Here is a 25,032-nt window from a genome sequence, read left to right as displayed (position 1 = left end):
GTCAAACGATCAGTCAGCGTCGGGGCTCGGGTCTTTGCGATCAATATGGCCCAGATCACGCCCCGGCCACACCCGATCCCGCACCATTGCTTCAGCACTTTCACATCGGGAAAGCCGCCCATCTCCTTGCGATCCCAGATCACTTTTCCGTCCAGCGTGATCTGAAACAGCCCGCCCGTCGCCGGGATCAGCGTGACCGAACCGAGGTCTTGCCCAAAGCTCGACAGCAATTCTTGCGCCATCCAAGCCGTGCGCAGCAGCCAGTTGCATTGCGTGCAATAGCTCAGCGTGATCGCAGGTTTAGTGGCATCGGCACCTTTGATATCGCTCATCTCACGCTCCATGCGGACGCAGCAACTCGCGGCTGATGATGTGGCGTTGGATTTCCGAGGTGCCTTCCCAGATACGCTCGACCCGCGCATCGCGCCAGATACGCTCCAGCGGCAACTCGTCCATCAGCCCCATGCCGCCGTGAATCTGGATCGCTTCATCGGCAATCATCGCCAAAACTTCGGTGGCTTTCAGCTTCGCCATCGACATATCGGCTTCGGTCACGGAACCCTGATCATACTTCCAAGCCGCCTCGCGTGTCAGCAATTCCGCCGCTTTCAGCTCCATCGCCATGTCGGCCAGCTTGAACGAAACCCCTTGGAACTTGCCAATCTGCTGGCCGAATTGCTTGCGCTCTGCCGCGTAGGAAATCGCGTGACCCAAGGCGCGCTCGGCGCGGCCCAGACAGGTCGAGGCCACTTGCAGCCGGGTCGCACCGAGCCATTTGCCCGCCACTTCAAAGCCCTTATGAACCTCACCAAGGATTTGGCTTACTGGCAAACGGCAGTCATCAAACTCCAGAATCATGTTGTTATAGCCACGGTGGCTGACGTTGCGATAGCCTTCGCGCACCGTGAAACCCGGCGTGCCTTTATCGACCAGAAACGCCGTGATCAGCTTTTTCTTGCCGCGCGGCGTGTCTTCCTCGCCCGTCGCCACCCAGACGATCGCGAAATCGGCCACATCGGCGTGGCTGATGAAATGCTTGGTGCCGTTCAGCACATAATCGCCGCCATCAGCCCGCGCAAACGCCTTCATTGAGCGCAAATCCGACCCTGACCCCGGCTCCGTCATCGCCTGACAGTCGTGCTTTTCGGCGCGGATACAGGGGAACAGATATTTCTCGCGCTGCTCGGTCGTGCAGGCCAAAAGGATGTTGGAGGGCCGTGCCACACAATTCCAGTGCAGCGCATAGTTCGCCTTGCCGAGCTCTTTCTCATACAAAAGCCACGTCAGGGTATCAAGGCCGGCGCCACCGACATCCTCGGGCATATTGGCCGCATAAAGCCCGGCATCCACAGCCTTTTTTGAGATTTCCTTCATCAGATCATGCCGCAGCACACCCGTGCGCTCCACCTCCGCCTCATGCGGGAACAACTCGTTCTCCACAAAAACGCGGGTGGTGTCGATGATCATCTGTTGTTCTTCAGACAGGCCGAAATTCATCTTATTTCCTTACGGATCAACGTTGTAGGTCATGCCATCGACAGCCAGCGCCTGGCCCGAAACCATGCGCGCGCCGTCAGAGGCGAGGTATAGCGCCATCGCCGCCACATCTTCGGGGTCGGTCAACCGTTTCAGCGCGGTGCCAGAGGCATAGCCCTGCCGCACCGCGTCGGGCGTCATCCCCTTGGCTGCGGCTTCGGCCTCAATCACCAGATCAATACGCGGGCCATTCACCGAACCGGGGCAGATCGCATTGGCGCGGATGCCGTGCGGCCCAAGTTCCAATGCGACGGTTTTCATCAAACCGATGATGCCCCATTTTGCCGCCACATAAGGCGCGCGGAACGGGTTGGCATAGAGGCCAGCAGTCGAGGACATGAAGATCATCACGCCCTTGCCCGCCGGTTTCATCAACCGCGCCGCATGTTTGGCGGCCAGCATCGCGCCGTCGAGATTAACGGCGAGACATTGATGCCACGCCGCTAAATCCATATCCTCAATCGCCGCTGTCGGCCCTTTGATCCCGGCATTGGCGCAGAGCACATCGAGCCCGCCCCACTCCGCCGCGATCTGCTCAAACAGCGCCTGCATCCCCGGCTCAAGGCTGGCATCACAGACCGAGCCGCGAATACCGGGCGGCAGTGCGGCAACCATCGCTGCATCCACATCCGTCACCCAAACGCGATAGCCCGCCCCGGAAAAGGCTTTCGCCATTACCAGACCAATGCCATTCGCGCCTGCGGTGATCAGAACGGTTTTCACTTCTTCTGCCCCACAGCCCGGCCCGCGCCTTCCGGCATTGGCAACCCGGCTTGCGCATCCGCAATCGACTTCAACTTCGCCCAAACCTCAGGCGACGCCGGAGCCGATTTGCCCGAAGCCATATTCACATGCAGGCACAACTGCTCAATCGTCGCAACGCATTCATCACCCTTCATGATCCGCACGAAACTACGGAACCGCTTTTCATCGGCGCTGATGATCTGCAACGTGCCCGTTAACTTATCGCCCAGCTTGGCCTCGCCGAGATGCCGGATATGGGTTTCCGCCGAGTAGAACGAGTTACCCGCCGCCACATAGTCCATCCCCGCCCCGATCAGCCGCAGGAAGGCGTCAATCGTCTCGGAATTGGCGAAATAATAGCGGCTTTCGGTCATATGGCCGTTGTAGTCGATCCACCCCGGCAACACCTGCATCTGCGCCATCACCAGCGGCGCATCCTTCGGCGCGCTGTCGATTTCCGCATGGAACGCCACCGCGCGCGCCGCATCATGTTCGCGCAAAACCTTGCCCGCGCCCCAGTTGCGTTCTTTCAACGCGCGCAGGAAACCGATCAGGTTGCTGTCGCGAATACGCTCCAACTCGCGGATTGAGTGCGCGCCCGATTGCGCATCCGACTGGCCCGCGATCAGGTCAACTAACTCGTCGTTGAACTCTGGCACGTCGGTCAACTTGGTCCAAGGGGCGGTCAGATACGGCCCGAACTGCGCCATGAAATGCTTCATGCCCGCCTCGCCGCCCGCGACGCGATACGTTTCAAACAAACCCATCTGGCCCCAGCGCAGACCAAAGCCCATGCGGATCGATTCGTCGATTTCCTCGGTTGTCGCCACGCCATCCTTCACCAGCCACAACGCCTCGCGCCACACCGCTTCTAGGAAACGGTCGGCGATATGGGCGTCGATTTCCTTTTTGATATGCAGGGGGAACATGCCGATCTCTTTCAGGATCAGCTTGGCATTCTCGATCACCGCCGGGTCGGATTTTGGCGACGGCACCACTTCGGCCAGCGGGAGCAGGTAAACCGGGTTGAACGGGTGGGCTACAAAAATAGTCCCCGGATTGGCGGCATTTTCCTGCAACTCGCTTGGCTTGAACCCGCTGGTCGAAGACCCAATCGGAGTGCCCAATTCTGCCGATTGTTGGATCTGTGCAAACACCCGATGCTTCAAATCCAGCCGCTCTGAGACGGATTCCTGAATGTAATGCGCGCCTTCTACGGCTTCGGTGATGGTCTGCGCGAAGGAAAGCACTCCCTCGGCAGGCATCGGAATATCACTAAGCGCAGGCAGCGACGCCCGGGCATTCGCCATCACTTCGCTGATCTTGCGCTCTGCCTCCGGGTCGGGATCGAACACCGAAACATTCCAGCCGTTGAGCAGAAACCGAGCCGCCCACCCGCCGCCAATAACCCCACCACCAATGATCGCTGCTTTTTTTGTCATGTCTTCAGTCCTTAATTTGTAGGCGTGGGTCATTCTTCGGTTTCAATAACAGTGCCAAATTCGTCCAAAGTCATGCCTAAGTTAGAATAGGCTCTGCACTTGTGCTCTGAGGCGTCGCAACCGATCTCACAGTCGGTTGATTTGTTGCACGATTTCCCGGTGTCATCGGCAGGAATCGCACAATACTCTGAAGGGTCGAGTATACCGGATAGCACCCGTCCGCCTGATGCTTCGCACTTACGCTTCTCTTGCGATGTTAGTCGCTTCGCCATCCAAGTGCAGACGTCAGGTTTACCATTTTTACCTGGCTGATATGCAATACAATCCTCTGGAAGCGCCTGCTTTGGCTTGGCATCCAATGCTTCGCTTTGCTGTGGCACCCCTAGCTTGCCCACTGCCAGATCGCCTTGCATTGATGGTGCGCCGGACTCCTGACACGAAGCTAGCATTACCATCATCGCAATGAGGCTGAGGCGCTTCACTTCAGATCCTAGCCAACGGCGCGCGCTTCTCCAGCTTCAGTTTCGCCCGCACCTCAGCAGGCGTAATCACCCGCGCGCCCAAATTGCTGATGATCGTCACTGCCCGCTCTACCAGTTGCGCGTTGGTGGCCAGAACGCCTTTATCCAGCCAAAGGTTATCCTCCAACCCGACCCGCACATTGCCGCCCGCCAAGACCGAGGCTGCGACATAGGGCATCTGGTTGCGGCCAATCGCGAAGGCGCTCCAATGCCAATCGGCGGGGACATTGTTGACCATCGCAAGGAAGGTGTTCAGATCGTCCGGCGCGCCCCACGGCACGCCCATGCACAGCTGCACCAAGGTCGGCGCCGGGATCACGCCCTCGCGCGCCAGTTCTTTCGCCAGCCACAAATGCCCGGTGTCAAACGCCTCAATCTCAATCCGCACGCCCGCCGCCGTCATCCGCTTGGCCATATCCCGCAGCATGCCGGGAGTATTAACCATCACATAATCGGCCTCATTGAAGTTCATCGTGCCGCAGTCGAGCGTGCAAATCTCGGGCCGACATTCAACCACATGCGCCACCCGCGCCGTAGCCCCTGCCATGTCGGAATGGCCCGCCATCTCGCCCATCTTTTCGGTGCCATCAAACAGCAAATCGCCGCCCATCCCCGCCGTCAGGTTCAGCACCACATCGGTGCCGCTATCGCGCACCCGCTCGGTCAATTCGCGATAAAGCGCCAAATCGCGGCTCGGTTTGCCAGTTTCCGGGTCGCGCACATGGCAATGCACCACCGCAGCCCCAGCCTTCGCCGCATCAATCGCCGATTTCGCGATCTGCTCAGGCGAGCGCGGCACATGCGGGCTGCGGTCCTGCGTGCCGCCCGATCCAGTGACAGCACAGGTGATGAAAACTTCGCGGTTCATGGCCAAGGGCATGGGAATTCTCCTATTCGGTTGCGGCTACCATAGCGGGCTTGCAACCGCGCGCTTGACGATTTACGCAACAAACATGGCAAAACCCGCAATAATCGACAGATCTATTTTCACCGCCTCGACCGAGCCGCTGACCCTCGCCCTATTGGTGCTGCCGCAATCCTCAATCCTCGAAGTCGCATCAACGCTAGACCCTTTGCGCTCCGCCAACCGCCACCTCGGCCACGACGCCTACCGCTGGCGCGTCGTCACTCCCGATGGCGGCCCGGTGCCGCTGACCTGTGGCATCGAACTCCCCTCAAATGGCCCGCTGACCGCCGCCGAAGGCGCAGACGCCCTCATCGTCATCGCAGGTTTCCAACAATCCCACTCCGCCACCCAACCGCTGATCCGCGATCTGTCTCGGATCGCGCCCCGCTTCGCAGCAATCGGAGGCATTGATGCAGGCGCTTGGGCGCTCGCCCGCGCGGGCCTGCTAAACGGCTACAAAGCCACGGTGCATTGGGAGGATCACGAGGATTTCGCCGCCACCCATCCGCAAATCGACGTCGCCCCCGACCGCTTCGTGATCGACCGCAACCGCTTTACCGCTGGCGGTGCCGCCCCCGCCTGCGATCTGATGCTGCACCTGATCCGCGCCCGCCATGGCCCGGCTTTGGCGTTGCAAGTCGCAGCCTCTTTCATCACGACCGCCCGCGATGGCTCAGAGCCGCAGATGATCCGCACCCAAGCCGACCCGCATCTCGACCCCCGCGTAAGCGCGGCCATCGCACGGATGGAGACGACGCTGGATGTCCCCGAAACCACGGCGCAACTCGCGAGCGCCATCGGCCTGTCGCCGCGCCGGCTTGAGCAGATATTCAAGCAAAACCTAGGCCAGCCCCCCGCCACCTACGCCTTGGGCCTTCGCCTCGCCGCTGCCCGCCGGATGATTACCGACACCCGCCACCCCCTAGCCGAAGTCGCCCTGCGCTGCGGATTTTCCAGCCCCAGCACTCTGGCCCGCGCTTTTCGCCGCGAATTCGGCATATCCCCGCGCGCAATACGTCAATAAGGCGCAAGCAAAGGTAAACCACAGTTCCAGCGCCGCCTCGAAACAACTCGAGCCAAGCTAAATGGCTTCGATCACCTGTTTGCGCGCCAACAAAACCGCGCTCTGTCAACCGCGCTGATAGCGCACTGCATCATTCGTCGTGATGCTTGGCTGTTGCGAGATTCGTCTCTCGATCTATGGCGTTTTCGATTTCACCATCTATGGCGTTTTCAATATCGCCATCGTCCCGCTCACCCGCAGTTTTGCTTCGCGCCGCATCCTTCAACGGCGTCAAAATCAGCAGCGCCACATAGGTCACCAAGCTTAAAATCACCGCAATATCTATCTTACCGTAGCCCACCGCGACGCCCAAAGCCCCGGTTGCCCACAGGCTCGCCGCCGTCGCGGTGCCGCGTGCCTGAGTGCCCTGCTTCAAGATCGCACCCCCGCCGATAAACCCGACGCCGGTGATCAAACCTTCCATTACCTTGCCCTGCTCAGGGCTATCCACCCCCAGCACACCGACCGCAATGATAACAAATCCGCATGCAGCCATCGCCACCAACGGGAAGGTGCGAAGCCCCGCGCTGCGCTCTTCGCGCTCACGGTTCCAACCAATCGGCAGCGCCAATATGTACGCCAGAACCAGCTTTATCAGATGGGACAGGGTCTCTTGCGCATCAAACGTCAGATCAAAACCGCTTAACATCGCGCCGCTATCCCGTGTTTTAGGAAGATTGATCACTGGGCCGCCTGCTGGCAGTCCAAACAATCAAACCCCTTCGTCTGGCTTCGGTTCCTTAAGCCTCCTCGAGCAAGCCGCGCCCCTTTAGCAACGGCTCCACCCCTGGCATCCGGCCCCGAAATTTGGTGTAAAGCACGTCCGGTTCCTCCGACCCACCAGCCGAGAGGATGAACTTCTCCAGCCGCGCCGCCGTCGCCGGATCAAACGCATCGCCAGTTTCCTCAAACGCCGCAAACGCATCCGCGTCCATCACCTCCGACCACATGTAGCTGTAATAGCCGCTCGAATAGCCGTCGCCCGAGAACACATGCGCGAAATGCGGCGTCGCGTGCCGCATCCTGATCGCGCGCGGCATCCCCAAAGCCTCCAACACTTCCGCCTGCTTTTGCATCGGATCGGCGGGCGGCGGCCCTTCGTGAAACGCCAGATCGACCATCGCCGACGAGATAAACTCCACCGTCGAAAACCCCTGATCATAGGTGCTGGCATCCAGCAGTCGCTTGATCAGATCGGCAGGCATCGCCTCGCCCGTCTGCCAATGCCGCGCGTGCTTTTCCAGCACCTCCGGCACTTCCATCCAATGCTCGTAAAGCTGGCTCGGCAGTTCGACAAAATCGCGCGCCACCGACGTGCCGCTGATGAAACCATAGGTCACATTCGATAGCATCTGGTGCAGCGCGTGGCCAAATTCGTGGAACAAAGTCCGCGCATCGTCATAAGACAGCAGCGCCGGATCGCCTTTGGCAAAATTGCAGATATTCACCACGATGGGCCGCTGATCGCCGCCGAGTTTGCGCTGGCTACGCATCGCCGAACACCAAGCACCCGAGCGTTTTGACCCGCGCGCAAAGTAATCCCCAATGAACACCGCGATATGCTCACCACCGCGCGTCACCTCCCAAGCCCTTGCATCGGCGTGATAAAGCGGAATGTCCACTTTGCGGAACTCCAGCCCAAACAGCCGATTGGCACAATCAAAGCAGGCGTTCAGAACGGCTTCCAATCCCAGATAAGGCTTCAACACCGCCTCATCCAGATCATGCTCCGCCGCCCGCCGCTTTTCAGAATAGTAGCGCCAATCCCAAGGCTCCAATGGCCCCGCGATGCCATCCGCATTCAAACGCGCCTCTAGAACCGCCGCGTCCTCCAACGCCTTTGCCTTCGCAGGAGCCCACACCCGCATCAGCAAATCCCGCACCGCAGCCGGGTTTTTCGCCATCTCTGGCTCCAGCTTGTAATCGGCAAAGCTGGCATAACCGAGCAATTTCGCCCGCTCTGCCCGCAACGCCAAAATCTCGGCAGCGACGCCGCGATTGTCGGTTGGCCCACCATTCGCCCCGCGTAAACCCCACGCCTCATATGCCTTTTGCCGCAAAGCCCTGCGCGGTGAAAACTGCAAAAACGGCACAATCAGTGACCGCGATAGCGTCACCACCGGCCCAGCCGCGCCCTTCTCAATCCCAGCCGCCCGCGCCGAAGCCACGACGAAATCCGGCAGACCTTCCAGATCAGCTTCCGACAATTCCATGAACCAAGACCGCTCATCCGCCAACAAATTCTGGCTAAATTGCGTACCCAACACCGCGAGCCGCGACTTCACCGCCGTCAACCGCGCTGCCTCCGCGCCTTCGAGCAGCGCCCCCGAGCGTACAAACATCTGCCGATACAGCGTCAAAACCCGCAACTGTTCCGCCGATAGCCCCAGCCCATCGCGCCGTTGCCACAAATCTTCCACCCGGCCAAACAGCGCGGTATTGTTGGTCACTTCCGAGGCAAAGGCCGACATCTTCGGCGCAAGCTCCATCTGCAACGCCTCGCGCGCATCTGTCGAATCCGCCCCCGTGAGGTTATAAAACACCCCGCCAACACGGTCTAAAGCGCCCTCCGCCAACTCCATCGCCTCGATAGTGTTGGCAAATGTCACCTCGTCAGTGTCAGTGATCGCCGTAATATTTGCCCGCGCCTCGACCAAAGCCGCTTCAAACGCTGGCGCAAAATCCTCGTCGCGGATGTGCGCGAAAGGTGGCAGCCCAAATTCCCCGTCCCACGCATTCAACAAAACATTCATCGCAAGTCTCCTTTTGCCGCAAAGCTAGCTACCGCCCAAGCGAAGGTCCAGCCCAGCCCAAACTGCACAGCCGTTACCGCGCGTCCTTGGCCTTCAGCCGCGCCTCAATCCGCCGCAACACCAGCGATAACCCCACCGTCATCGTCAGATACAACAGCGCCACCAGATTATAGGTCTCAAAATAGCGAAAATTCCCCGCCGCCGTGACCTTGCCGAGCTGCGTAATATCCGCCACCCCCAGCACCGACACCAACGAGCTGTCCTTAACCATTGCCACGAAATCATTGCCCAATGGCGGCAAAATCATCCGAAACGCCTGCGGAAACACCACGTGCCGAAACCGCTGCCAGCCCGACAATCCCAAAGCCTGCGCAGCCTCAATCTGGCCCTTGTCGACCGCTTGCAGACCAGCCCGAAACACCTCGGCCAGAAATGCCGAATAGGCCAAAGTCAGCGCGATGATCGCCCGCCACAGCAGCGGAAAATCCCGTGTTTTGACTGGCTCCAACCCCAGATGTGCCGTCAGCCAGTTCCAGCCGTATATCGCCCCCGGTGCCGCGACGAAGGCGACATAGAGCAAAAGCACCATGATCGGCACACCGCGCACCACCTCAACGTAAAACCGCGCCAACTGCCGAACCACCCGAAACCGCGACAGCCCCGCCAAGGCCAGCAGCAACCCCAACGCGCAGGCCATCGCATAGGCAATCACCGTCACAAACACCGTCAGCCAAATTCCCTTCGCCAGTAATCGCATCGCTGAGGAGTAGACTTCGCTCGCCCAAACCTGATAAAACAACACCGAGCCTATGCCAGCCAGCGCCACCAGCCACCACGGAAAATCCGGATCTTTCAATGCCTTCATGCCCATTGGCCCGACGTAGCCGAGGTCGCTGGCTTCACTCTGTCTTGTAGTCCAAGAACCATTTCTTGTTCAGCGCATCAAACGTGCCATCGGCCTTTAGCGCCGCAATTCCCGCATTGATCGGCGCTTCCCATTCTGAGCCTTTCGGGAAGATAAACCCAAAATCCTCTGATCCGAGCGGCTGACCCACCATTTTCAGTCCACCGTTGGAGGCATCAACATAGCCCTTTCCCGCCGTCATATCGGTCAGAACCGTGTCCACATCGCCCGCCTTTAGCGCCTCAACACTGGCGCCAAACGTCTCAAACAGCTTGATGCGTGGGTTGGCTTCATTGCCATCCAGCACCGAATACACTGCGGTGTAAAACGGCGTCGTGCCAGCCTGCGCACCCACCAGCAGATCAGGGTTTGCCGCGAAAGATGCCGCATCGGTGAACCGCGCCTCATCTCCACGCACCAACATCATGCTTTCAGACCGCATATAAGGCTCTGAGAAATCAACTTTCTCTTTGCGATCGTCCTTAATGGTGATGCCAGTCATCCCCATATCAAACTGGCCCTCCGACACCGCCGGAATCATCGCATCCCACGAGATATTTTCATATTTCACCGTGAAATTCAGCCGTTTCGCCAGTTCCGCCACCGCATCATATTCCCAACCAACCGCGGCGCCCGATTTGTCTATGAACTGCAACGGTGGGTAGGCGTTCTCGGTCACAATGGTGATCTGTTTGCCAGCCAAATCAGGCAAATCGCCCGCGAAAGCGCTGGAAATGCTCAAGCCAAACGACAAACTCAGCGCGAGGCCGGTAAGAGCGGCAGCAATTTTCATATGTGAACTCCCTGTCACAGCGTGATGTTCGGGAGTATGGCCGCGATTGGGGCACGGGGGCAAGAGGGCCGTATCGCGCCAATAGACAGCGATTCGCCTCGATAGCGACCCACTTTCGGGCCAAATCGACACGGGCCAAATCGACAATCGAAATCCATTTCGAAGCAAAATGGGGCGATCTGCCAATTAAGCCGGTCTCGTACGGGCCAAACATGTGGACCCGGGCCACCAGCCACCGAAGTATAATCTGAACGACAACCATTTCTTATATCCACAAGGTGAGGCAGGTTTCGCTAAGAATAGTTACCATACGTGAACAAATCGTAAACAAGGCCCGATTGGTGGCCCGTATCTGCGCAGCAGACATTGGAAGCAATTAATGTATAATATCAGCGCTTTACACCACACACCGCGCAATCCGACCTCGGTTTCACTCCGATTACCCGCGTCTCTGCATAGAGCGCGTCATGGATCAGCAACCGCCCGCGCAACGGCTCTCCGGCTCCGGTAATCAGCTTGATCGCCTCCATCGCCATCATGCTGCCCATCACCCCGGGCAAGGGGGCCGCGACCCCAGCCTCCGCACAAGACGGCACCATTCCCGGCGCGGGGCGAACCGGAAAAACACATTCGTAACAAGGGCTTCCTTTAGCCGGATCATAAACCGAAAGCTGTCCCTCCCACTGGGTGATTGCTGCCGCGACCAACGGTTTTCCCGCCGCGACGCACAGCCGATTAACCAGATAACGCGTGTCAAAATTATCTGAGCCATCCAAAACCAGATCATATTCCGCGATCAGGCCGCCCGAGGCCGCATCCAGCCGCCGATGATACGGTTTGACCACCGTAAAAGGATTGAGCGCGCGCATCGCGATTTCCGCAGACTGCACTTTATCCATGCCAATCCGTTGATCTGTATGAATTATCTGACGTTGTAAATTGCTCGCCTCAACGCTGTCATCGTCGATCACGCCAATTTCACCCACCCCTGCCGCCGCGAGATATAGCAAAATCGGCGCACCCAACCCCCCCGCGCCGATCACCAGTACCTTAGCGTCTTTCAAGCGCCGCTGCCCCGGCCCGCCAATCTCGCGCAGCAGAATATGACGGGCGTAACGCTCGACTTCGCCACTGGAAAACGCGGCCGAGACTGTCGCCGGCGTGTTAAGATCTACCTGAAATTTCAGTCTGTTAAGCAAACTGCGATACCCAGCGATCGCTGCAAATCCCAGCGCCACCGCCAGCCAAACCCGCGCATCGCCGCCAGTCATTTCACGCACAGGATGGCCGACGGGCAGCGCGAGATTGACCAGAACTACCGCCAACCACAGCACCGCAACCGCAGCCCAGCGGGTTCTCTTGGGCGTGTTCAAAGCCCAGCCCAAAATCCAGAGCGCAGTGGCAAGCGCCAGAACCAGCATCAGCTCCGCCCGGTGGAGCCGAACCCACCCGCCCCTCGTGCGGTTTCGTCTAAATTATCAACCACTTGAAAGCTCGCTTGGATCACTGGCGCAATCACACATTGCGCAATCCGGTCGCCATGCCGCACCGTGTAGGCTTGCGCGCCCAGATTTACCAATGCCACGCCCAGTGGCCCACGATAATCGCTGTCGATCGTGCCTGGAGTGTTCGGTAGGCTGATGCCAAACTTTACCGCCAATCCAGACCTAGGCCGGATCTGCATCTCATACCCGATTGAAATCGCAACACGAATCCCGGTTGGCACCACCACGCGCTGCATCGGCGCAAGCACGATCCCGGTCACTCGATCCGCCTCGGGCAGATTGGCGCAAATATCTGCGCCCGCCGCCCCCGCCGTTTGATAAACGGGCAGTGCCACGCCGCGATCTGCCCAATCTTCCCACATCACTTGCACAACCGTCATGCGCATCCTCTCTGCCCAAATATCCCAGCCGGAGGCATCCGCCAGAGCCACCAAACGCCATCCGTCAGGCCATAACCCACGCAATTCTCCGCAATTTCAGACTTCACCCCAACAAAGCCGCCGCAATTCGGTCCGCCAAAGCCCGCGCCACTGCGTCTTTCGCCATACGCGGCCAAACCTCGGCCCCGGCGCCGGTGATCAGCGTCACCGCGTTTTCGCTACCGCCCATGATCCCGGTGCTGGGCGAAACATCATTCGCCACGATCCAATCGCAGCCCTTACGCAAGCGCTTCGCGGCTGCATATTCCGCGACTTGCTCAGTTTCAGCGGCAAACCCAACCACCAGTTTTGGCCGCTGCAAACCCTTGGAAACGCGCGCTAAAATATCAACATTCTCGGCGAACTCCAGTGCCGGAGCCTGCCCAGAGCCATCTTTCTTCAGCTTCGAACCGCTTGCATTGGCCACCCGCCAATCCGCCACCGCCGCCGCCATCACCGCTGCATCCGCTGGCAAAGCCGCCTCAACCGCTGCCAACATCTCTGCCGCCGTCTCAATGCGCACCACGTTAACACCTTCCGGCGCTGGCACCGAGGCCGGCCCGGTCACAAACGTCACCCGCGCGCCCAAATCCCGCAGCGCCACCGCAATTGCCGTGCCTTGTGCGCCCGACGATCGGTTTGCAATATATCTAACCGGATCAATAGGTTCGTGCGTTGGTCCCGAGGTTACCAGCACATGCCGCCCGACCAAAGGGCCCGGCATTCCCTGCGCCGCCAAGGCCACAGAAATCGCCGTCAAAATCTCGGCAGGTTCCGCCATCCGCCCCGGCCCGTACTCGCCGCAAGCCATCTCGCCGTCGTTTGGCCCAACAAATAGCACGCCGTCAGCGCGCAGTTGCGCCAGATTGCGCTGCGTCGCCGGATGCTGCCACATGCGCACATTCATCGCTGGCGCCACCAAAACGCGGGTATCGGTGGCGAGCAAAAGCGTAGACGCCAAATCATCGGCCCGACCTTGAGCCATTTTTGCCAGCAAATCTGCGGTTCCCGGCGCAACCACAATCAAATCGGCCACCCGCGACAAATGAATATGGCCCATCTCAGCCTCGTCCGTCAGATCAAACAACGCCGCGTAAACTTTCTCACCCGCCAATGCGCTGACTGAAAGAGCCGTGACAAATTCTGCCCCCGAGCGCGTCAGAACCGGCGTAACCGCGGCCCCCGCGCCTTTCAAAAGTCGGATCAAGAGCAATGACTTATAGGCCGCAATGCCGCCGCCAATGATAAGCAAAATCCGCTTGTTCGCCAGCATGAACCACTCCTCTACCTCGCCTAGATGTAGGCGCAGCAGGGTTCAAACTCAACGACCTAAAGCAGGTCAGCTTGCTTGCTAAGACGCATCGGGGGTCAAGATGCCGTCGCATGACAGGTTTTCTCCCGATACCAACGCGGCATTTGGAAAAAACCTTCACCGACGGTCACGATTGGCTCAAGCCAGCGAAACTCGTTACAGTAGGGCCAGCACTTCGCCCGACTGTGCCGAAAGTGAGCGCCGAAGTTTAGCGTAGGCCGCCACTTCCAACTGCCGGATACGCTCTTTTGACACGCCCAATTCCGCCCCTAAAGCCTCCAGCGTACGGGGCTCCTCGCGCAGACGCCGCTCGGTCACGATATGCCGCTCCCGCGCAGTCAGCCCCCGCATCGCCGCCACCAGCCATCCGCGCAGCAAAGCTTGATCATGCGACGCCTCGACCTGCTCGGCAGCCTGCGGCGCATCATCGGGCAGCGCGTCAATCCACTCGCGCCCGTCTTCGTCTGCCTGCGTTGCATTCAGCGACGCATCCGAGCCAGCAAGCCGCCCCTCCATCAGGGCGACTTCGGTGATCCGCACACCAATTTCTGCCGCCACTTTGGCGCGCAACTGATGCTGATCCAGCACCGACCCTTCCGCCGCTGCTTCGCGTTCCAGCTTGGCTTGCACCCGCTTCATATTGAAAAACAAAGACTTCTGCGCCGATGTACTGCCCGTGCGCACAATCGACCAGTTTCGCATCACATAATCTTGGATGCTGGCCTTGATCCACCACACCGCATAGGTCGAAAACCGCACGCCACGATCCGGATCAAACTTCTCCGCCGCCTTCATCAACCCCAACGACGCCTCTTGAATGAGATCATTCATCGGTGCACCGTAACGGCGAAACTTTGCGGCCATCGAAATCGCAAGTCGCATGTAAGCGGTGATAAGACGGTGCAGCGCCACCTCGTCGCGCTGATCGCGCCACGCATAAGCCAGACGCAGCTCGGTTTCGGCATCCAGCATTTCTGCCGAGCGCGCTTGGCGCGACAAATATTGCGGATAAGCTTGGTCTAATGCCATAAAATCCCCCGGTGGGCTTGCCTTCGCGTCTCTGCGGACAAGATAGATACGCGCTCGACCGCCCATTGGATCCCCGGCCGGAAACATATTTATCGCCCAGCCATCAATTTTCGTGATGGACTCGCCCACAAATCAGCACTTCCCCTGACGCACTGGCATCGCCTAGCGTGGCGCCAACTGTGAATTGGAGCCAAAAATGACCACGCCCTACGATCTCGTTATCGGCGACCGCGCCTACTCCAGTTGGTCTCTACGCGGTTGGCTGCTGTTTGATGCCTTCAATATCCCGGTCAAACTGCATACGGCGCGGTTATACACCGATGAGCTGGCGAATGTTTTGAAAGACTTCTTCCCGGCCAAAACCGCGCCAACCATGCGCACGCCCGACGGCGTCGTGGTGACTGAAACCATCGCCATCGCAGAAGAGCTTGCCTCGCGTCACCCCGACGCGCGCCTTTGGCCGAGCGATCCCAAAGCCCGCGCCATAGCCCGCGTTGTAGCGGCCGAGATGCACGCGGGTTTTGTGGCTTTGCGCAGTCATTGCCCGATGAACCTGCGCGTCAGCTATACCGATTGCGCCCCACCGCCCGAGGTTCTGGCCGACCTGAAACGGCTCGAGCTTCTCTGGGCTTGGGCACAAAGCGAAACCGGATCAACCACTTGGCTGTGTGGCGACTACTCTGCCGCAGACGCTTTCTTTGCCCCCGTCGCCGCGCGCATCGCAAGCTACAATCTGCCGCTTGCACCCGCGGCGATGGCCTATGTCCATGCTCATCTTGCGCATCCCTCGTTCCGACGCTGGCGCGCGATGGGCATGATTGACGGCGCAGATCAGGATTTATACCGGCGTAGCTATCCGCGCAGGCCGTGGCCCGGCCCGGTTCCTCTCGCCTCCCGCCCGGTAAAAGGCACCGCGTCCGAGAACGCCGTATGCCCCTATTCCGGCAAGCCGATCAGCCATGTGCTTGAAATCCAAGATCGTCGCATCGGTTTTTGCAACGCCTTTTGCCGCGACAAAACCATAGCCGACCCCGAGGCATGGCCAAAATTCATGGCGATTTATCAAGCGACAGCCTGATCTTTACCATTCGTAAACCATTGCGCCCTACCCGTTAACAAAGCTTAACGGGGAGAGGTGCGATGGTCGCACGGGCCTACACAGTGGCCTTTGAAGGCGTCGAAGCCCGCATCGTCGAGGTGCAATGCGCCATTGCCCCCGGTATGCCGTATTTCGGCGTCGTCGGCCTGCCCGACAAAGCGGTGTCCGAGGCAAAAGAACGCGTCCGCGCCGCGATGGCCTCAATGTCGATTGCGCTGCCGTCCAAGCGCATCATGGTTAACCTTTCTCCGGCAGATTTGCCGAAGGAAGGCTCACATTTCGACCTGCCCATCGCTTTGGCTTTGCTAGCGGCACTGGAAATCATCCCGAAAGACGCAGTTGAGGCCACCGTCGCCTTGGGTGAGTTGTCGCTCGATGGTCGCCTGATCGCGGTGCTTGGCGCACTTCCGGCCGCGATGACCGCCGCCGAAAACGATTGCGTGCTCTTGTGTCCGAAGGCTTGCGGCGCTGAAGCCGCCTGGGTCGGTGCCACCCAAGTTCTCGCAGCAGCCACCCTCAACGACGTGGTCCGCCATTACACCGGGCAAATCCCCATCACTCCCGCCGAAGCAGGTGAGGTCGCCCCGCAAGCCACAGGCCGCGATTTCCGCGATGTGAAAGGGCAAGAACGCGCCAAACGGGCGTTGGAAATCGCCGCCTCCGGTCGCCATCACACGCTGATGGTTGGCACGCCGGGATCAGGTAAATCCATGCTCGCCGCCCGCCTGCCCGGCATCCTACCGCCGCTCTCCGCCATGGAAGCCCTTGAAACTTCAATGATTCACTCGCTGGCGGGCCTTCTGTCCGAGGGCGGCATCTCGCGCGCGCGGCCATTCCGTGAGCCGCACCACACAGCCTCAATGGCCGCCATCGTTGGCGGTGGTAAAGGTGCCAAACCCGGCGAAATCAGCCTCGCGCATAACGGCGTGCTGTTCATGGATGAGTTCCCCGAATTTCCCGGTATTATGGAGCAAACTCACCATATAAGGTTATAGACCAATCAGATATGGTTAGCTATAATGCTGACATGATGAACATTCCCAAATATGACCGACCTAACACTGTGTCTGGCCTTGTTGCCAAACACGCCGAACTCAACGCCCTTCGTGAGAAGTACAAACGCGAAATCAAAAAGCTAACGGTAGACATAGATCACCTAGACGCAGCCATCCGCTTGTTTGATCCGCAGTCGGATACCTACGCCATAAAAGAATATGTGACCAAACACCGCGCGGCCAAAGGTACAGTGAAAAGCTTCGTGCTGGGATGCTTCCGTGAGGCTACAGCGCCGATCACGTCCCGCCAGATCACCGAACTATGGGCATCTGATCGCGGGCTTGTAGCAGACGAGGCCACGCTATGCACACTGCGTAAGCGTATCGGTGCCTGCATAAAGACCTGTGTAGAGCAGGGACTTATCGTGGATACAGGCTGGACCACGGACCATGACGTAAATGGTCCTTACAAGCTGTGGGTGCTAAAAAGGGCGGCTGGTTAGCCGCCCTTAACGTTATCAGATAGTTGGGAAGTCCAAAGGTAGCGTTTGCGCCGGTGGGATGTTGGGGAACATTCGACCCTTCATCACATCGGCGATACGCCCAAAGTTTAGTCCCTGATAGTACCCGGAAATCCATGAGTAAGGCACACCAAGAGACCTTGCCAGTTTGATTACGGACGCCATGGCGGGCGTCACTTTGCAGTCGTGCATTATGCGTTTTCCATATGCTCGACCGATTACGGTTGACCTGAATCACTCAATGAATCATAGTCATACCTGCTAGGGTGGCCGTAAATCGGTCATTTACGTAAATGTGGCCCCGGCGAAAGCCGAGACCACTCTTGATAGTATTAACGTATTATCATGCACCACCCCCCGAGCCGGCTTTACGGTCTTGCGCGAAGGGTCCAAACAATGAAGGCTCTGACGGTTTCCCTCCAAGGATACCCCCGTCAGGGCCTTCGTCTTTTGTAGGGAGTCGATAGTTTGACGTTCCCTCAATTTTCTCAATGTCGTTTCGATTACTCAATCGCCAGACGATACTGCCAATTTTATGGGCATCAACCTCCGGCCACCATTTTCGACGAATCGTCTCTGTAATTTCCTTAGGTGCCATCGGGCGCTTTTCGTGCTCCAGCGCCATAATGATGTATTCAGGCATCGTGGGAACGTCAGATTTTTTTCTCAACGCATTGCGGTCTTTGTCTTGCGCCCGGTGAATAGTTTCGGACAGGGATCTAGCGGCTGCATTCTGCCTGTCTGTACGCTTCGCGCCAACTAAACGCGCGATTACATTGGCGGCAGCAGTCAACTCAGCAAGCTCAGCATCGAACCTTGCCAGTTGATCGCGCAAGTGCTCACTTTGCTCCACGACATACGCGATCCGTTGGTTGATGATGCTTTGATCGTCCATGACTCATTCACTCTGTTGATCTCGTCAACTTACGTTAGGTCACAACACACAGCAAGCCCAATTCGTCAACACTTACACTTAAGCCCTGCGTTGCCAATATCCACACCAAACGGCTGACTTGGGAGCGGCGACCGAGGCTGCAACGAGCATTGCAAATTGGCTTCCGTTGGCGACGCGATTGTTGTCCTCACGCCACGCCATTTCAGCGGCGTAAGCGCCGAGGTACTTTCCGGCGATGTGGTGGTGAGTGCCGATTTCTGCACGACGCAGGCGCGAGAAGAAGCTTTCTGCCATGTTGGTGCAAGCGCCGTCCTTCGAGTAAGCAACGTCATGGTTGATGCGTTTTATAGGGAAGTGAGCCGCCAACTTATCCCAATGCGAAGCCTGATCGGCGTGTACAGTGGTTCCAGCCACAACGTTCGCCCGAACCAAGGCCACGCCTTCGCCTTCATGTTTGCCTACAGCGGTAACAGTGCGGCCATTGGTTTCGCGGATCACCAGCACAACTTGACGCTTGCCGGATTGGTTGCGCTTCAAGCGGCGGTCCTTGCGGTCTGCAACTTCGTTGGCGGGCTTCACGTAGCCACCGAAGTAAGCGCCATCAACTTCGACGTTGCCAGCAAGAGCGCCACCATCGCGGGCCAACTCTATGCTTTCGCGAACCTTGTGCAGCAGGACGAAGGCGGTCTTGTAGTCCACCGACAGATCGCGGGACATTTGCAGGGCGCTGTAGCCTTTTGCGCCGTTAACGAAGATCGCGATTGCAGCAAGGATGTCGCGTACAGCTAGCTTGCGACTTGAAAAGATCGTGCCCGACGTGATGCTATACTGCTTTGCGCAATCCTTGCACTTGTACACTTGGCGGGTTTTCAGGTCGTAGGCTTCGCAGCTACCGCACTCCGGGCATACAGGCTCGCCATTGGTTTCAGTCCAGCGGATTTTGCGGAATGAAGCGCGGGCTTCCTCATCGGACATACGCATGACCTTAACCAGTGAGAGGGTTTTGGCAGCGGGCGACAGGAGGAAGTGTTGAGCCATGGCGTATAACCTTATATGGTTATACTGATATGCCATTGGACAACCGCCCCGTCAAGCGTTATATTCACCATATCCGGTTATTTTGGAGCCGCCTATGAATATGATCGACAAGTCGCACCGACCTGCGCCGCCGACCCCGACTGCCCGCAAGGACGATCCTATAAACGTCGATTTTGAGGATCGGGCAAAGCGCCTGTTGCGGGAAGCCATGGACGCGAAGGGTTTGACCGTCGCAGAACTGACGGAGCGCCTTAAGGGTATAGGCGTTACAATGAGTGTTGGAGGCGTTGCAAACAAGATAAGTCGTGGGGGGTTCAGCGCAGCGTTCTTTCTCATGTGCATGGATGCAATTAGCTCAGATTCTAGCTTACTACGATCTTGAGTAGCATTTCAGACTCACAATCCAGTGATTTTGCGCTGAAAAGGAACAAAGTTGGCGTAAGATACTATATATGGTAGTGTGAGTTAAAGAGGACCCGTCACATGTCACCTGTGCTAACTCAAAGGGTAAATCTACCTGGCGGCCAAGATCGGCTTCGCCAGCTAATCCTTTATATTTGCACGAAAAATATCGGCGCGAAGTACTTTGGCCGGGTGAAGCTAAACAAAATTCTGTGGAAGTCGGATTTCAGTTCGTATGCCATTAGACAGGTGCCGGTTACGGGCCGCGCGTACCAAAGACTTCCGCAAGGCCCTGCCCCAAAGGAAATGATGCCTCTGTACCGTGAAATGCTTCGTGATGGAGTGGTGCGTGAAGAAATCACAGACTTCGGCGGAGGGAAAATCGAGAAACGCCCTTCTGCGCTGCACCAGCCGAACCTTGCGCTTTTCAGTGCGGAAGATATTTCGTTCGTTGACAGTGCGATAACTTACTATTGGGCAATGACTGGTACAGAAACGAGCGATGACTCGCATGGTGCCGCGTGGAGTACGCGCCATGACGGCGACCCAATGCCGTACGAGAGCGCCTTCCTATCTGACAGGCCCCTGCTGCCACTACATATTCAAAGGTTGCAGAGGCTAGCAGAACAAAATGATATTCGCTCTCAGTAATGCGTGAGCTTACTATTGACCCGAGGTGTGAACCCGAAGTCGAACTCCTTGGCGGATGGAGATTGTTAGATCTGGCGTGGCTACCCGTCAGCGACGCACTGATGAGAAACCCGTATGGGTGTAAAATTGTAGAGTGCGATTTTTTCTATCAAATTCGTTATATCGTATCTGAATCTATTGGGAAATGTCCGGCTCTCGTTTGGTCATTCTCTATTGATGCCAATAAAAACATCACCATTGAGGACATTCAAAAGTACGATCCATACTGAACGATTATAACCATATTTGGTGAGTTTGCTCCATAATACCGGAATTTCCCCGCGCCGTGCTGGAAACCCTGCGCCAACCGATTGAGACGGGTGAGATTATGGTAGCGCGCGCCAACGCCCACATCCGCTATCCCTGCCGGTTTTTGCTGATCGCCGCCGCCAATCCCTGCAAATGCGGCTATATGTCAGACCCCGCGCGCGCCTGCGCGAAGGTGCCGATCTGCGGCGAGGATTACTTCGGCCGCATCTCGGGCCCGCTGATGGACCGCTTCGATCTGCGCGTCGAGGTCCCGCCCGTGGCCTATACCGACCTCGATCTGCCGTCGTCCGGCGACAGTTCGGCAGCGGTCGCCGCCCGCGTGCAAGCCGCCCGCAATGTGCAAACCGCGCGCTTTAAAGACGCCCCAGACACCCGCGTTAACGCCGATATGGAGGGCAGTCTGCTAGAGCAAGTAGCCGCCCCCGATCCCGAAGGCCGCGCCCTGCTGATAAAAGTAGCCGAACGCTTCGGCCTCTCCGCCCGAGGCTACCACCGCGTGCTGCGCGTCGCCCGCACCATCGCCGACCTCGATAACTCCGCCACAGTTCGCTTACCGCATATTGCAGAAGCAGTGAGCTACCGTCTGGCTGTGGGCGCGAAAAACTGAGGCGATTCTGGTTTAGCGGGACTCGCAGCCATGAAAAATAACAGCAACGGAAAACGCGTTTTGAGAAAATACGCGATTTCCAATGCTACATTAACCGCCAACCTTAAGCCCGCTTCGCCTCAATCACCTGCCAAATCCGTTCGGCAGTGTTGGTGCCATCAAACCGCTCCAACTCCTGTATCCCGGTCGGCGAGGTCACGTTGATCTCGGTCAGATAATCACCAATCACGTCGATCCCAACGAAAATCTGGCCATGCTCGCGCAAGGTCGGCCCAATCGCCGCACAAATCTCCAGATCGCGCGCGGTCAGACCCACCTTCTCAGGCCGCCCCCCCGCATGCATGTTTGAGCGGGTTTCCCCATCCTGCGGCACCCGGTTGATCGCGCCCACCGGCTCGCCATCGACCAAAATCACCCGCTTGTCGCCCTTCGAGACGTCCGGCAAGAACTTCTGCACGATCAAAGGCTCGCGATTCATCCCGGTAAACATCTCATACAGCGAGGCCAAATTGCGGTCATTCGGGTCAAGCCGGAACACCCCGGCCCCGCCATTGCCATAAAGCGGCTTCAAAATGATATCGCCATGCCGCGCTTTAAACTCACGAATCGTCTGCAAATCCCGCGCAATCGCCGTCGGCGGCGTCAGATCGGGAAACCGCAGAACCAACAATTTTTCGGGATAATTCCGCACCCAGAACGGATCATTCACCACCAAAGTCTTCGGATGAATCATATCCAGCAAATGCGTCGTGGTGATGTAACCCATGTCAAACGGGGGATCTTGCCGCAGCCACACCACATCAAACTCGCTCAGATCAACCTCAGCCTCCGGCCCGTAGCTGACATGATTGCCAAGTTCGCGCCGCAAAGTGATCGGGAACCCCCGCGCCATCACCCGACCTTCGACAAAGGCCAACTTATCCGCCGTATAGAAAAACAACGAATGCCCGCGCGTCTGCGCTTCAAGCGCAATGCGGAACGTGCTGTCAGCGTTGATATTGACCGACCCGATCGGGTCCATCTGTAGGGCGACTTTCAGCGGCATGAGACTCTCCGGAATGCATTGCCCACTTGATGCAGCAAGCCCCGCCCGGATGCAATCAGGCGGCGTAAGCGTTTTCCAACACTTCGACCCGACCCATCGCATCGACCATAGCCAGATCAAACCGCACTTCGGTCAACTGCCCCGCCGGTTCGCCCGCTAGAAACTCTGAAGCAGCCCCATAAATGCGCGCCATCTGCCGCGCCGTCAGATGTTCCGCCGCCAGCGCATGGGTTTTGCTTTGCTTAACCTCAATGAAAATCACTTCAGCACCGTCACGCGCGATCAAATCAATCTCACCCGCAGAACCGCGCCAACGCCGCGCACAAACCACACGCCCCGAGCGATCATAAAGCTGCGCCACCTGATCTTCGGCCGCCAAACCTGCGTGATAAGACCGCGCCCCGCTCATGCACCCGCCCTTTTCAATGCCAGTTGATACACGTCGCGCCGCGCCAGACCATAAGCCTGCGCCACCGCAGAGGCCGCATCCTTCATCGTCATATGTGTCAAAGCCAAATCCAAAGCCTGTTCCACCGTTGCCGCATCTGCCACTTGTTCCGGTGCCCGATCAATCAGCACCACGATTTCACCCTTCACATCGCGCCCGTCAAACGCATCCGCAAGTTCGTCCAACGTGCCACGCGAGATTTCCTCGAATCGCTTGGTAAGTTCCCGACACACCACAGCTTTACGCGATCCCCCCAGAATCTGCACCAAATCATCTAATAATCCCTTAACGCGTTTCGGCGACTCATAAAGAATCACCGTCGCCTGCATCTGCGCCAACTCTCGCACAAATGTTTGCCGCGCCCCCTTGGCTGAGGGAGGAAATCCGGCGAACAAAAACCGATCCGACGGCAGCCCCGACACCGTCAGCGCGCAAAGAACCGCCGAGGCTCCGGGGGCCGACAACACCTGATACCCTTCCGCAATCGCCGCGCGGCCCAGTTGAAACCCCGGATCGGAAATCAGCGGCGTGCCCGCTTCCGACGCATAGGCCACCGATTTTCCCTCGGCAATCGCCCGCATCAGCCGTGGCAGGGCTGCATCGTTGTTATGCTCGTGATACGCCACCAGCGGCCGATCCCCGAGGCTAACCCCATGAATTTCCATCAAATGTCGCAATGTCCGGGTGTCTTCCGCCGCCAGCACGTCCGCCGAGGCCAGAATATCCAGCGCCCGCAAAGTGATATCGCGTGCAGCCCCGATCGGGGTCGCCAAAAAATACAACCCTGCCGTCAGGCGCTGTATCTGCGGTGCCGCTCTGCTGATCGTCACGCCGAATCCCTCCCTGACAAGTTTACTTCCCGGCCCGATGCGCTTAACCTGTCGGCCAAATCCGCTAAGGGTGAGGGAGCTCTATGTTGTCCGTTTTGAACCGGGCCCGCAAGTCGCTGGGCCAGATTGTTGTTGCCACAGCGGCGGTGCTGCTCGCAGCCTGCGTGCCCGCAGGCAGTCCGACAGCCGGCAGTGGCAGTGCTTCGGGTAAAATTCAGGTGGCCTTGCTGGTGCCAGCAGGCTCCGGCCAAGCCAGTGATGAATTGCTTGCCCGCTCACTGCAAAACGCCACGCGGATGGCAATTTCCGATCTCGGCGGTTCGGCGCAGGTTGATCTGCGCGTTTACAACACCGCAGGCCAACCCGCACAGGCCGCCGCGATGGCTTCCAAAGCCGTTGCCGAAGGCGCGCAAGTCATCCTTGGCCCGGTATTCGCGCAAGAGGCCAATGCCGCAGGCGTTGCCGTCGCAGGCTCTGGCGTCAACGTGCTCGCGTTCTCGAATAACCCCGACATCGCTGGCAACAACGTCTTCGTTCTCGGCCCAACCTTCGGCAATACCGCCAGCCGTCTGGCAACTTACGCGGTGCGGCAAGGCAAGTCGCAGGTGATGATCGTCAATGATCGCAACACCGCAGGCGAAATCGGTCGCGCGGCTATCGCTCAGGCAGTTGCTGCGGCGGGTGGCACTGTTGTCGCCACCGGCAATTATGAATTCTCGCAAAACGGCGTGGTTGCGGCTGCTCCGGGTATCGCGGCCTCGGCGAAATCTTCCGGTGCGCAGGCGGTGTTCCTGACCGCCGATACCGCAGGCGCTTTGCCTTTGGTCAGCCAACTGCTGACCGACAATGGCCTGTCGAGCGCTTCCGCCCAGTTCATCGGCCTGACCCGCTGGGATATTCCAGCCGCAACGCTGGGGCTTCCGGGCGTGCAAGGCGGTTGGTTTGCGCTGCCCGATCCCGCACTTTATGCGCAATACCAATCGCGCTACCAATCCACCTTCAACGAGCCGCCGCATCCGATTTCCGGCCTCGCCTATGACGGTATGGCGGCCATCGGGGCGCTGATGAAAAAGGCAGGCTCCGGCCCGCTTTCCAAACAAGCCCTCACCCAAGGCGCTGGCTTTGTTGGCGTCAATGGCATCTTCCGGCTGCGCTCGGATGGCACCAATGAACGCGGCCTTGCCATTGCGCAAATCCAAAGCGGCCGCGCTGTCGTGGTCGATCCTGCACCGCGCAGCTTTGGCGGCTTTGGATCGTAAGAGGC

At 58.4% G+C, this 25,032-nt stretch carries 24 protein-coding genes and 3 pseudogenes; 8 read left to right on the top strand and 19 right to left on the bottom strand.

Going from position 1 to position 25,032, the window contains the following annotated elements; all coding sequences use genetic code 11:
• Positions 1–9: 9 nt before the first annotated feature.
• The 6 genes and pseudogenes from JWS10_RS12150 to JWS10_RS12125 all read right to left on the bottom strand — a co-directional run bounded on the left by JWS10_RS12150 (position 10) and on the right by JWS10_RS12125 (position 5,123).
• Positions 10–332 (bottom strand): annotated as a pseudogene (locus JWS10_RS12150) (SelT/SelW/SelH family protein).
• Between the two features lies 1 nt (position 333).
• Positions 334–1,497 (bottom strand): acyl-CoA dehydrogenase family protein, encoded by a 1,164-nt coding sequence (locus JWS10_RS12145; protein WP_299507742.1) that lies wholly within the window; start codon positions 1,495–1,497, stop codon positions 334–336.
• Positions 1,498–1,506: 9 nt separating this feature from the next.
• A complete protein-coding gene (locus JWS10_RS12140; RefSeq protein WP_299507739.1) occupies positions 1,507–2,259 on the bottom strand; it encodes an SDR family oxidoreductase in 753 nt (250 codons plus the stop codon).
• The gene (locus tag JWS10_RS12135; protein WP_299507737.1) at positions 2,256–3,722 is read right to left on the bottom strand and encodes a carnitine 3-dehydrogenase; all 1,467 of its coding nucleotides are present in this window, start codon (positions 3,720–3,722) and stop codon (positions 2,256–2,258) included. The genes JWS10_RS12140 and JWS10_RS12135 overlap by 4 nt, the downstream gene beginning before the upstream one ends.
• Positions 3,723–3,751: 29 nt before the next feature.
• Positions 3,752–4,204, bottom strand: a complete 453-nt coding sequence (locus tag JWS10_RS12130; protein WP_299507735.1) for a hypothetical protein — start codon at positions 4,202–4,204, stop codon at positions 3,752–3,754.
• Position 4,205: 1 nt separating this feature from the next.
• Complete coding sequence (locus JWS10_RS12125; RefSeq protein WP_299507733.1) at positions 4,206–5,123, bottom strand: 3-keto-5-aminohexanoate cleavage protein; 918 nt, start codon at positions 5,121–5,123, stop codon at positions 4,206–4,208.
• Positions 5,124–5,196: 73 nt separating this feature from the next.
• Between JWS10_RS12125 and JWS10_RS12120 the strand changes: the two genes are divergently transcribed.
• The gene (locus tag JWS10_RS12120; RefSeq protein WP_299507731.1) at positions 5,197–6,174 is read left to right on the top strand and encodes a GlxA family transcriptional regulator; all 978 of its coding nucleotides are present in this window, start codon (positions 5,197–5,199) and stop codon (positions 6,172–6,174) included.
• A 130-nt stretch (positions 6,175–6,304) separates the two neighbouring features.
• On the opposite strand, the gene JWS10_RS12115 is transcribed toward JWS10_RS12120, so the two are convergent.
• From JWS10_RS12115 to JWS10_RS12080, 8 genes are all read right to left on the bottom strand, one after another.
• On the bottom strand, positions 6,305–6,898 hold the full coding sequence (locus JWS10_RS12115) for an MgtC/SapB family protein (protein WP_299507729.1): 594 nt from the start codon (positions 6,896–6,898) through the stop codon (positions 6,305–6,307).
• Positions 6,899–6,953: 55 nt separating this feature from the next.
• Complete coding sequence (locus tag JWS10_RS12110) at positions 6,954–8,966, bottom strand: M3 family metallopeptidase (RefSeq protein ID WP_299507726.1); 2,013 nt, start codon at positions 8,964–8,966, stop codon at positions 6,954–6,956.
• A gap of 73 nt (positions 8,967–9,039) precedes the next feature.
• The gene (locus JWS10_RS12105) at positions 9,040–9,831 is read right to left on the bottom strand and encodes an amino acid ABC transporter permease (protein WP_299476604.1); all 792 of its coding nucleotides are present in this window, start codon (positions 9,829–9,831) and stop codon (positions 9,040–9,042) included.
• Between the two features lie 34 nt (positions 9,832–9,865).
• Positions 9,866–10,663 (bottom strand): transporter substrate-binding domain-containing protein, encoded by a 798-nt coding sequence (locus tag JWS10_RS12100; RefSeq protein WP_299507724.1) that lies wholly within the window; start codon positions 10,661–10,663, stop codon positions 9,866–9,868.
• Positions 10,664–11,052: 389 nt separating this feature from the next.
• A complete protein-coding gene (gene moeB / locus JWS10_RS12095) occupies positions 11,053–12,087 on the bottom strand; it encodes a molybdopterin-synthase adenylyltransferase MoeB (RefSeq protein WP_299507794.1) in 1,035 nt (344 codons plus the stop codon).
• Positions 12,084–12,554 (bottom strand): dUTP diphosphatase, encoded by a 471-nt coding sequence (gene dut, locus JWS10_RS12090; protein WP_299507792.1) that lies wholly within the window; start codon positions 12,552–12,554, stop codon positions 12,084–12,086. The genes moeB and dut overlap by 4 nt, the downstream gene beginning before the upstream one ends.
• 97 nt (positions 12,555–12,651) lie before the next feature.
• Positions 12,652–13,860 (bottom strand): bifunctional phosphopantothenoylcysteine decarboxylase/phosphopantothenate--cysteine ligase CoaBC, encoded by a 1,209-nt coding sequence (coaBC, locus tag JWS10_RS12085; protein ID WP_299507721.1) that lies wholly within the window; start codon positions 13,858–13,860, stop codon positions 12,652–12,654.
• 195 nt (positions 13,861–14,055) lie between these two features.
• On the bottom strand, positions 14,056–14,928 hold the full coding sequence (locus tag JWS10_RS12080) for an RNA polymerase factor sigma-32 (protein WP_299476613.1): 873 nt from the start codon (positions 14,926–14,928) through the stop codon (positions 14,056–14,058).
• Positions 14,929–15,124: 196 nt separating this feature from the next.
• Between JWS10_RS12080 and JWS10_RS12075 the strand changes: the two genes are divergently transcribed.
• The 3 genes and pseudogenes from JWS10_RS12075 to JWS10_RS12065 all read left to right on the top strand — a co-directional run bounded on the left by JWS10_RS12075 (position 15,125) and on the right by JWS10_RS12065 (position 17,525).
• Positions 15,125–16,006 carry a glutathione S-transferase gene (locus JWS10_RS12075; protein WP_299507719.1) on the top strand — a complete coding sequence of 294 codons (882 nt, stop codon included), beginning with the start codon at positions 15,125–15,127 and terminating at the stop codon, positions 16,004–16,006.
• Between the two features lie 62 nt (positions 16,007–16,068).
• Positions 16,069–16,986 (top strand): annotated as a pseudogene (locus JWS10_RS12070) (ATP-binding protein); the annotation flags it as partial.
• Positions 16,987–17,054: 68 nt separating this feature from the next.
• Positions 17,055–17,525 carry a hypothetical protein gene (locus tag JWS10_RS12065; RefSeq protein WP_299507717.1) on the top strand — a complete coding sequence of 157 codons (471 nt, stop codon included), beginning with the start codon at positions 17,055–17,057 and terminating at the stop codon, positions 17,523–17,525.
• A gap of 361 nt (positions 17,526–17,886) precedes the next feature.
• Here the strand turns inward: JWS10_RS12065 and JWS10_RS12060 are convergent, their stop codons facing one another.
• On the bottom strand, positions 17,887–18,438 hold the full coding sequence (locus tag JWS10_RS12060) for a hypothetical protein (RefSeq protein WP_299507714.1): 552 nt from the start codon (positions 18,436–18,438) through the stop codon (positions 17,887–17,889).
• Between the two features lie 78 nt (positions 18,439–18,516).
• Positions 18,517–19,476 (bottom strand): IS1595 family transposase, encoded by a 960-nt coding sequence (locus tag JWS10_RS12055; protein WP_299507712.1) that lies wholly within the window; start codon positions 19,474–19,476, stop codon positions 18,517–18,519.
• A 94-nt stretch (positions 19,477–19,570) separates the two neighbouring features.
• Between JWS10_RS12055 and JWS10_RS12050 the strand changes: the two genes are divergently transcribed.
• The 3 genes and pseudogenes from JWS10_RS12050 to JWS10_RS12040 form a co-directional block, all read left to right on the top strand.
• Positions 19,571–19,858: a DUF6471 domain-containing protein gene (locus JWS10_RS12050; protein WP_366943537.1), complete on the top strand. Its 288-nt coding sequence runs from the start codon at positions 19,571–19,573 to the stop codon at positions 19,856–19,858.
• Between the two features lie 101 nt (positions 19,859–19,959).
• Positions 19,960–20,529 carry a Panacea domain-containing protein gene (locus JWS10_RS12045; RefSeq protein WP_299507709.1) on the top strand — a complete coding sequence of 190 codons (570 nt, stop codon included), beginning with the start codon at positions 19,960–19,962 and terminating at the stop codon, positions 20,527–20,529.
• Between the two features lie 307 nt (positions 20,530–20,836).
• Positions 20,837–21,445, top strand: a pseudogene (locus JWS10_RS12040) (ATP-binding protein); the annotation flags it as partial.
• A 103-nt stretch (positions 21,446–21,548) separates the two neighbouring features.
• Here the strand turns inward: JWS10_RS12040 and gshB are convergent.
• From gshB to rsmI, 3 genes are read right to left on the bottom strand one after another with little or no spacing between them, the layout of a single operon-like run.
• A complete protein-coding gene (gene gshB, locus JWS10_RS12035; RefSeq protein WP_299480516.1) occupies positions 21,549–22,490 on the bottom strand; it encodes a glutathione synthase in 942 nt (313 codons plus the stop codon).
• A gap of 55 nt (positions 22,491–22,545) precedes the next feature.
• A complete protein-coding gene (locus JWS10_RS12030; protein WP_299507707.1) occupies positions 22,546–22,899 on the bottom strand; it encodes a YraN family protein in 354 nt (117 codons plus the stop codon).
• A complete protein-coding gene (gene rsmI, locus JWS10_RS12025; RefSeq protein ID WP_299507704.1) occupies positions 22,896–23,768 on the bottom strand; it encodes a 16S rRNA (cytidine(1402)-2'-O)-methyltransferase in 873 nt (290 codons plus the stop codon). The genes JWS10_RS12030 and rsmI overlap by 4 nt, the downstream gene beginning before the upstream one ends.
• 83 nt (positions 23,769–23,851) lie before the next feature.
• Here rsmI and JWS10_RS12020 point away from each other — a divergent pair, with 83 nt between their 5' ends.
• Positions 23,852–25,027, top strand: a complete 1,176-nt coding sequence (locus JWS10_RS12020; protein WP_299480525.1) for a penicillin-binding protein activator — start codon at positions 23,852–23,854, stop codon at positions 25,025–25,027.
• Positions 25,028–25,032 lie beyond the last annotated feature (5 nt).

It is taken from the genome of Cypionkella sp. (assembly GCF_028290025.1).
GTDB lineage: Bacteria > Pseudomonadota > Alphaproteobacteria > Rhodobacterales > Rhodobacteraceae > Cypionkella.
This window is presented reverse-complemented; position numbering and strand designations above follow the sequence as displayed.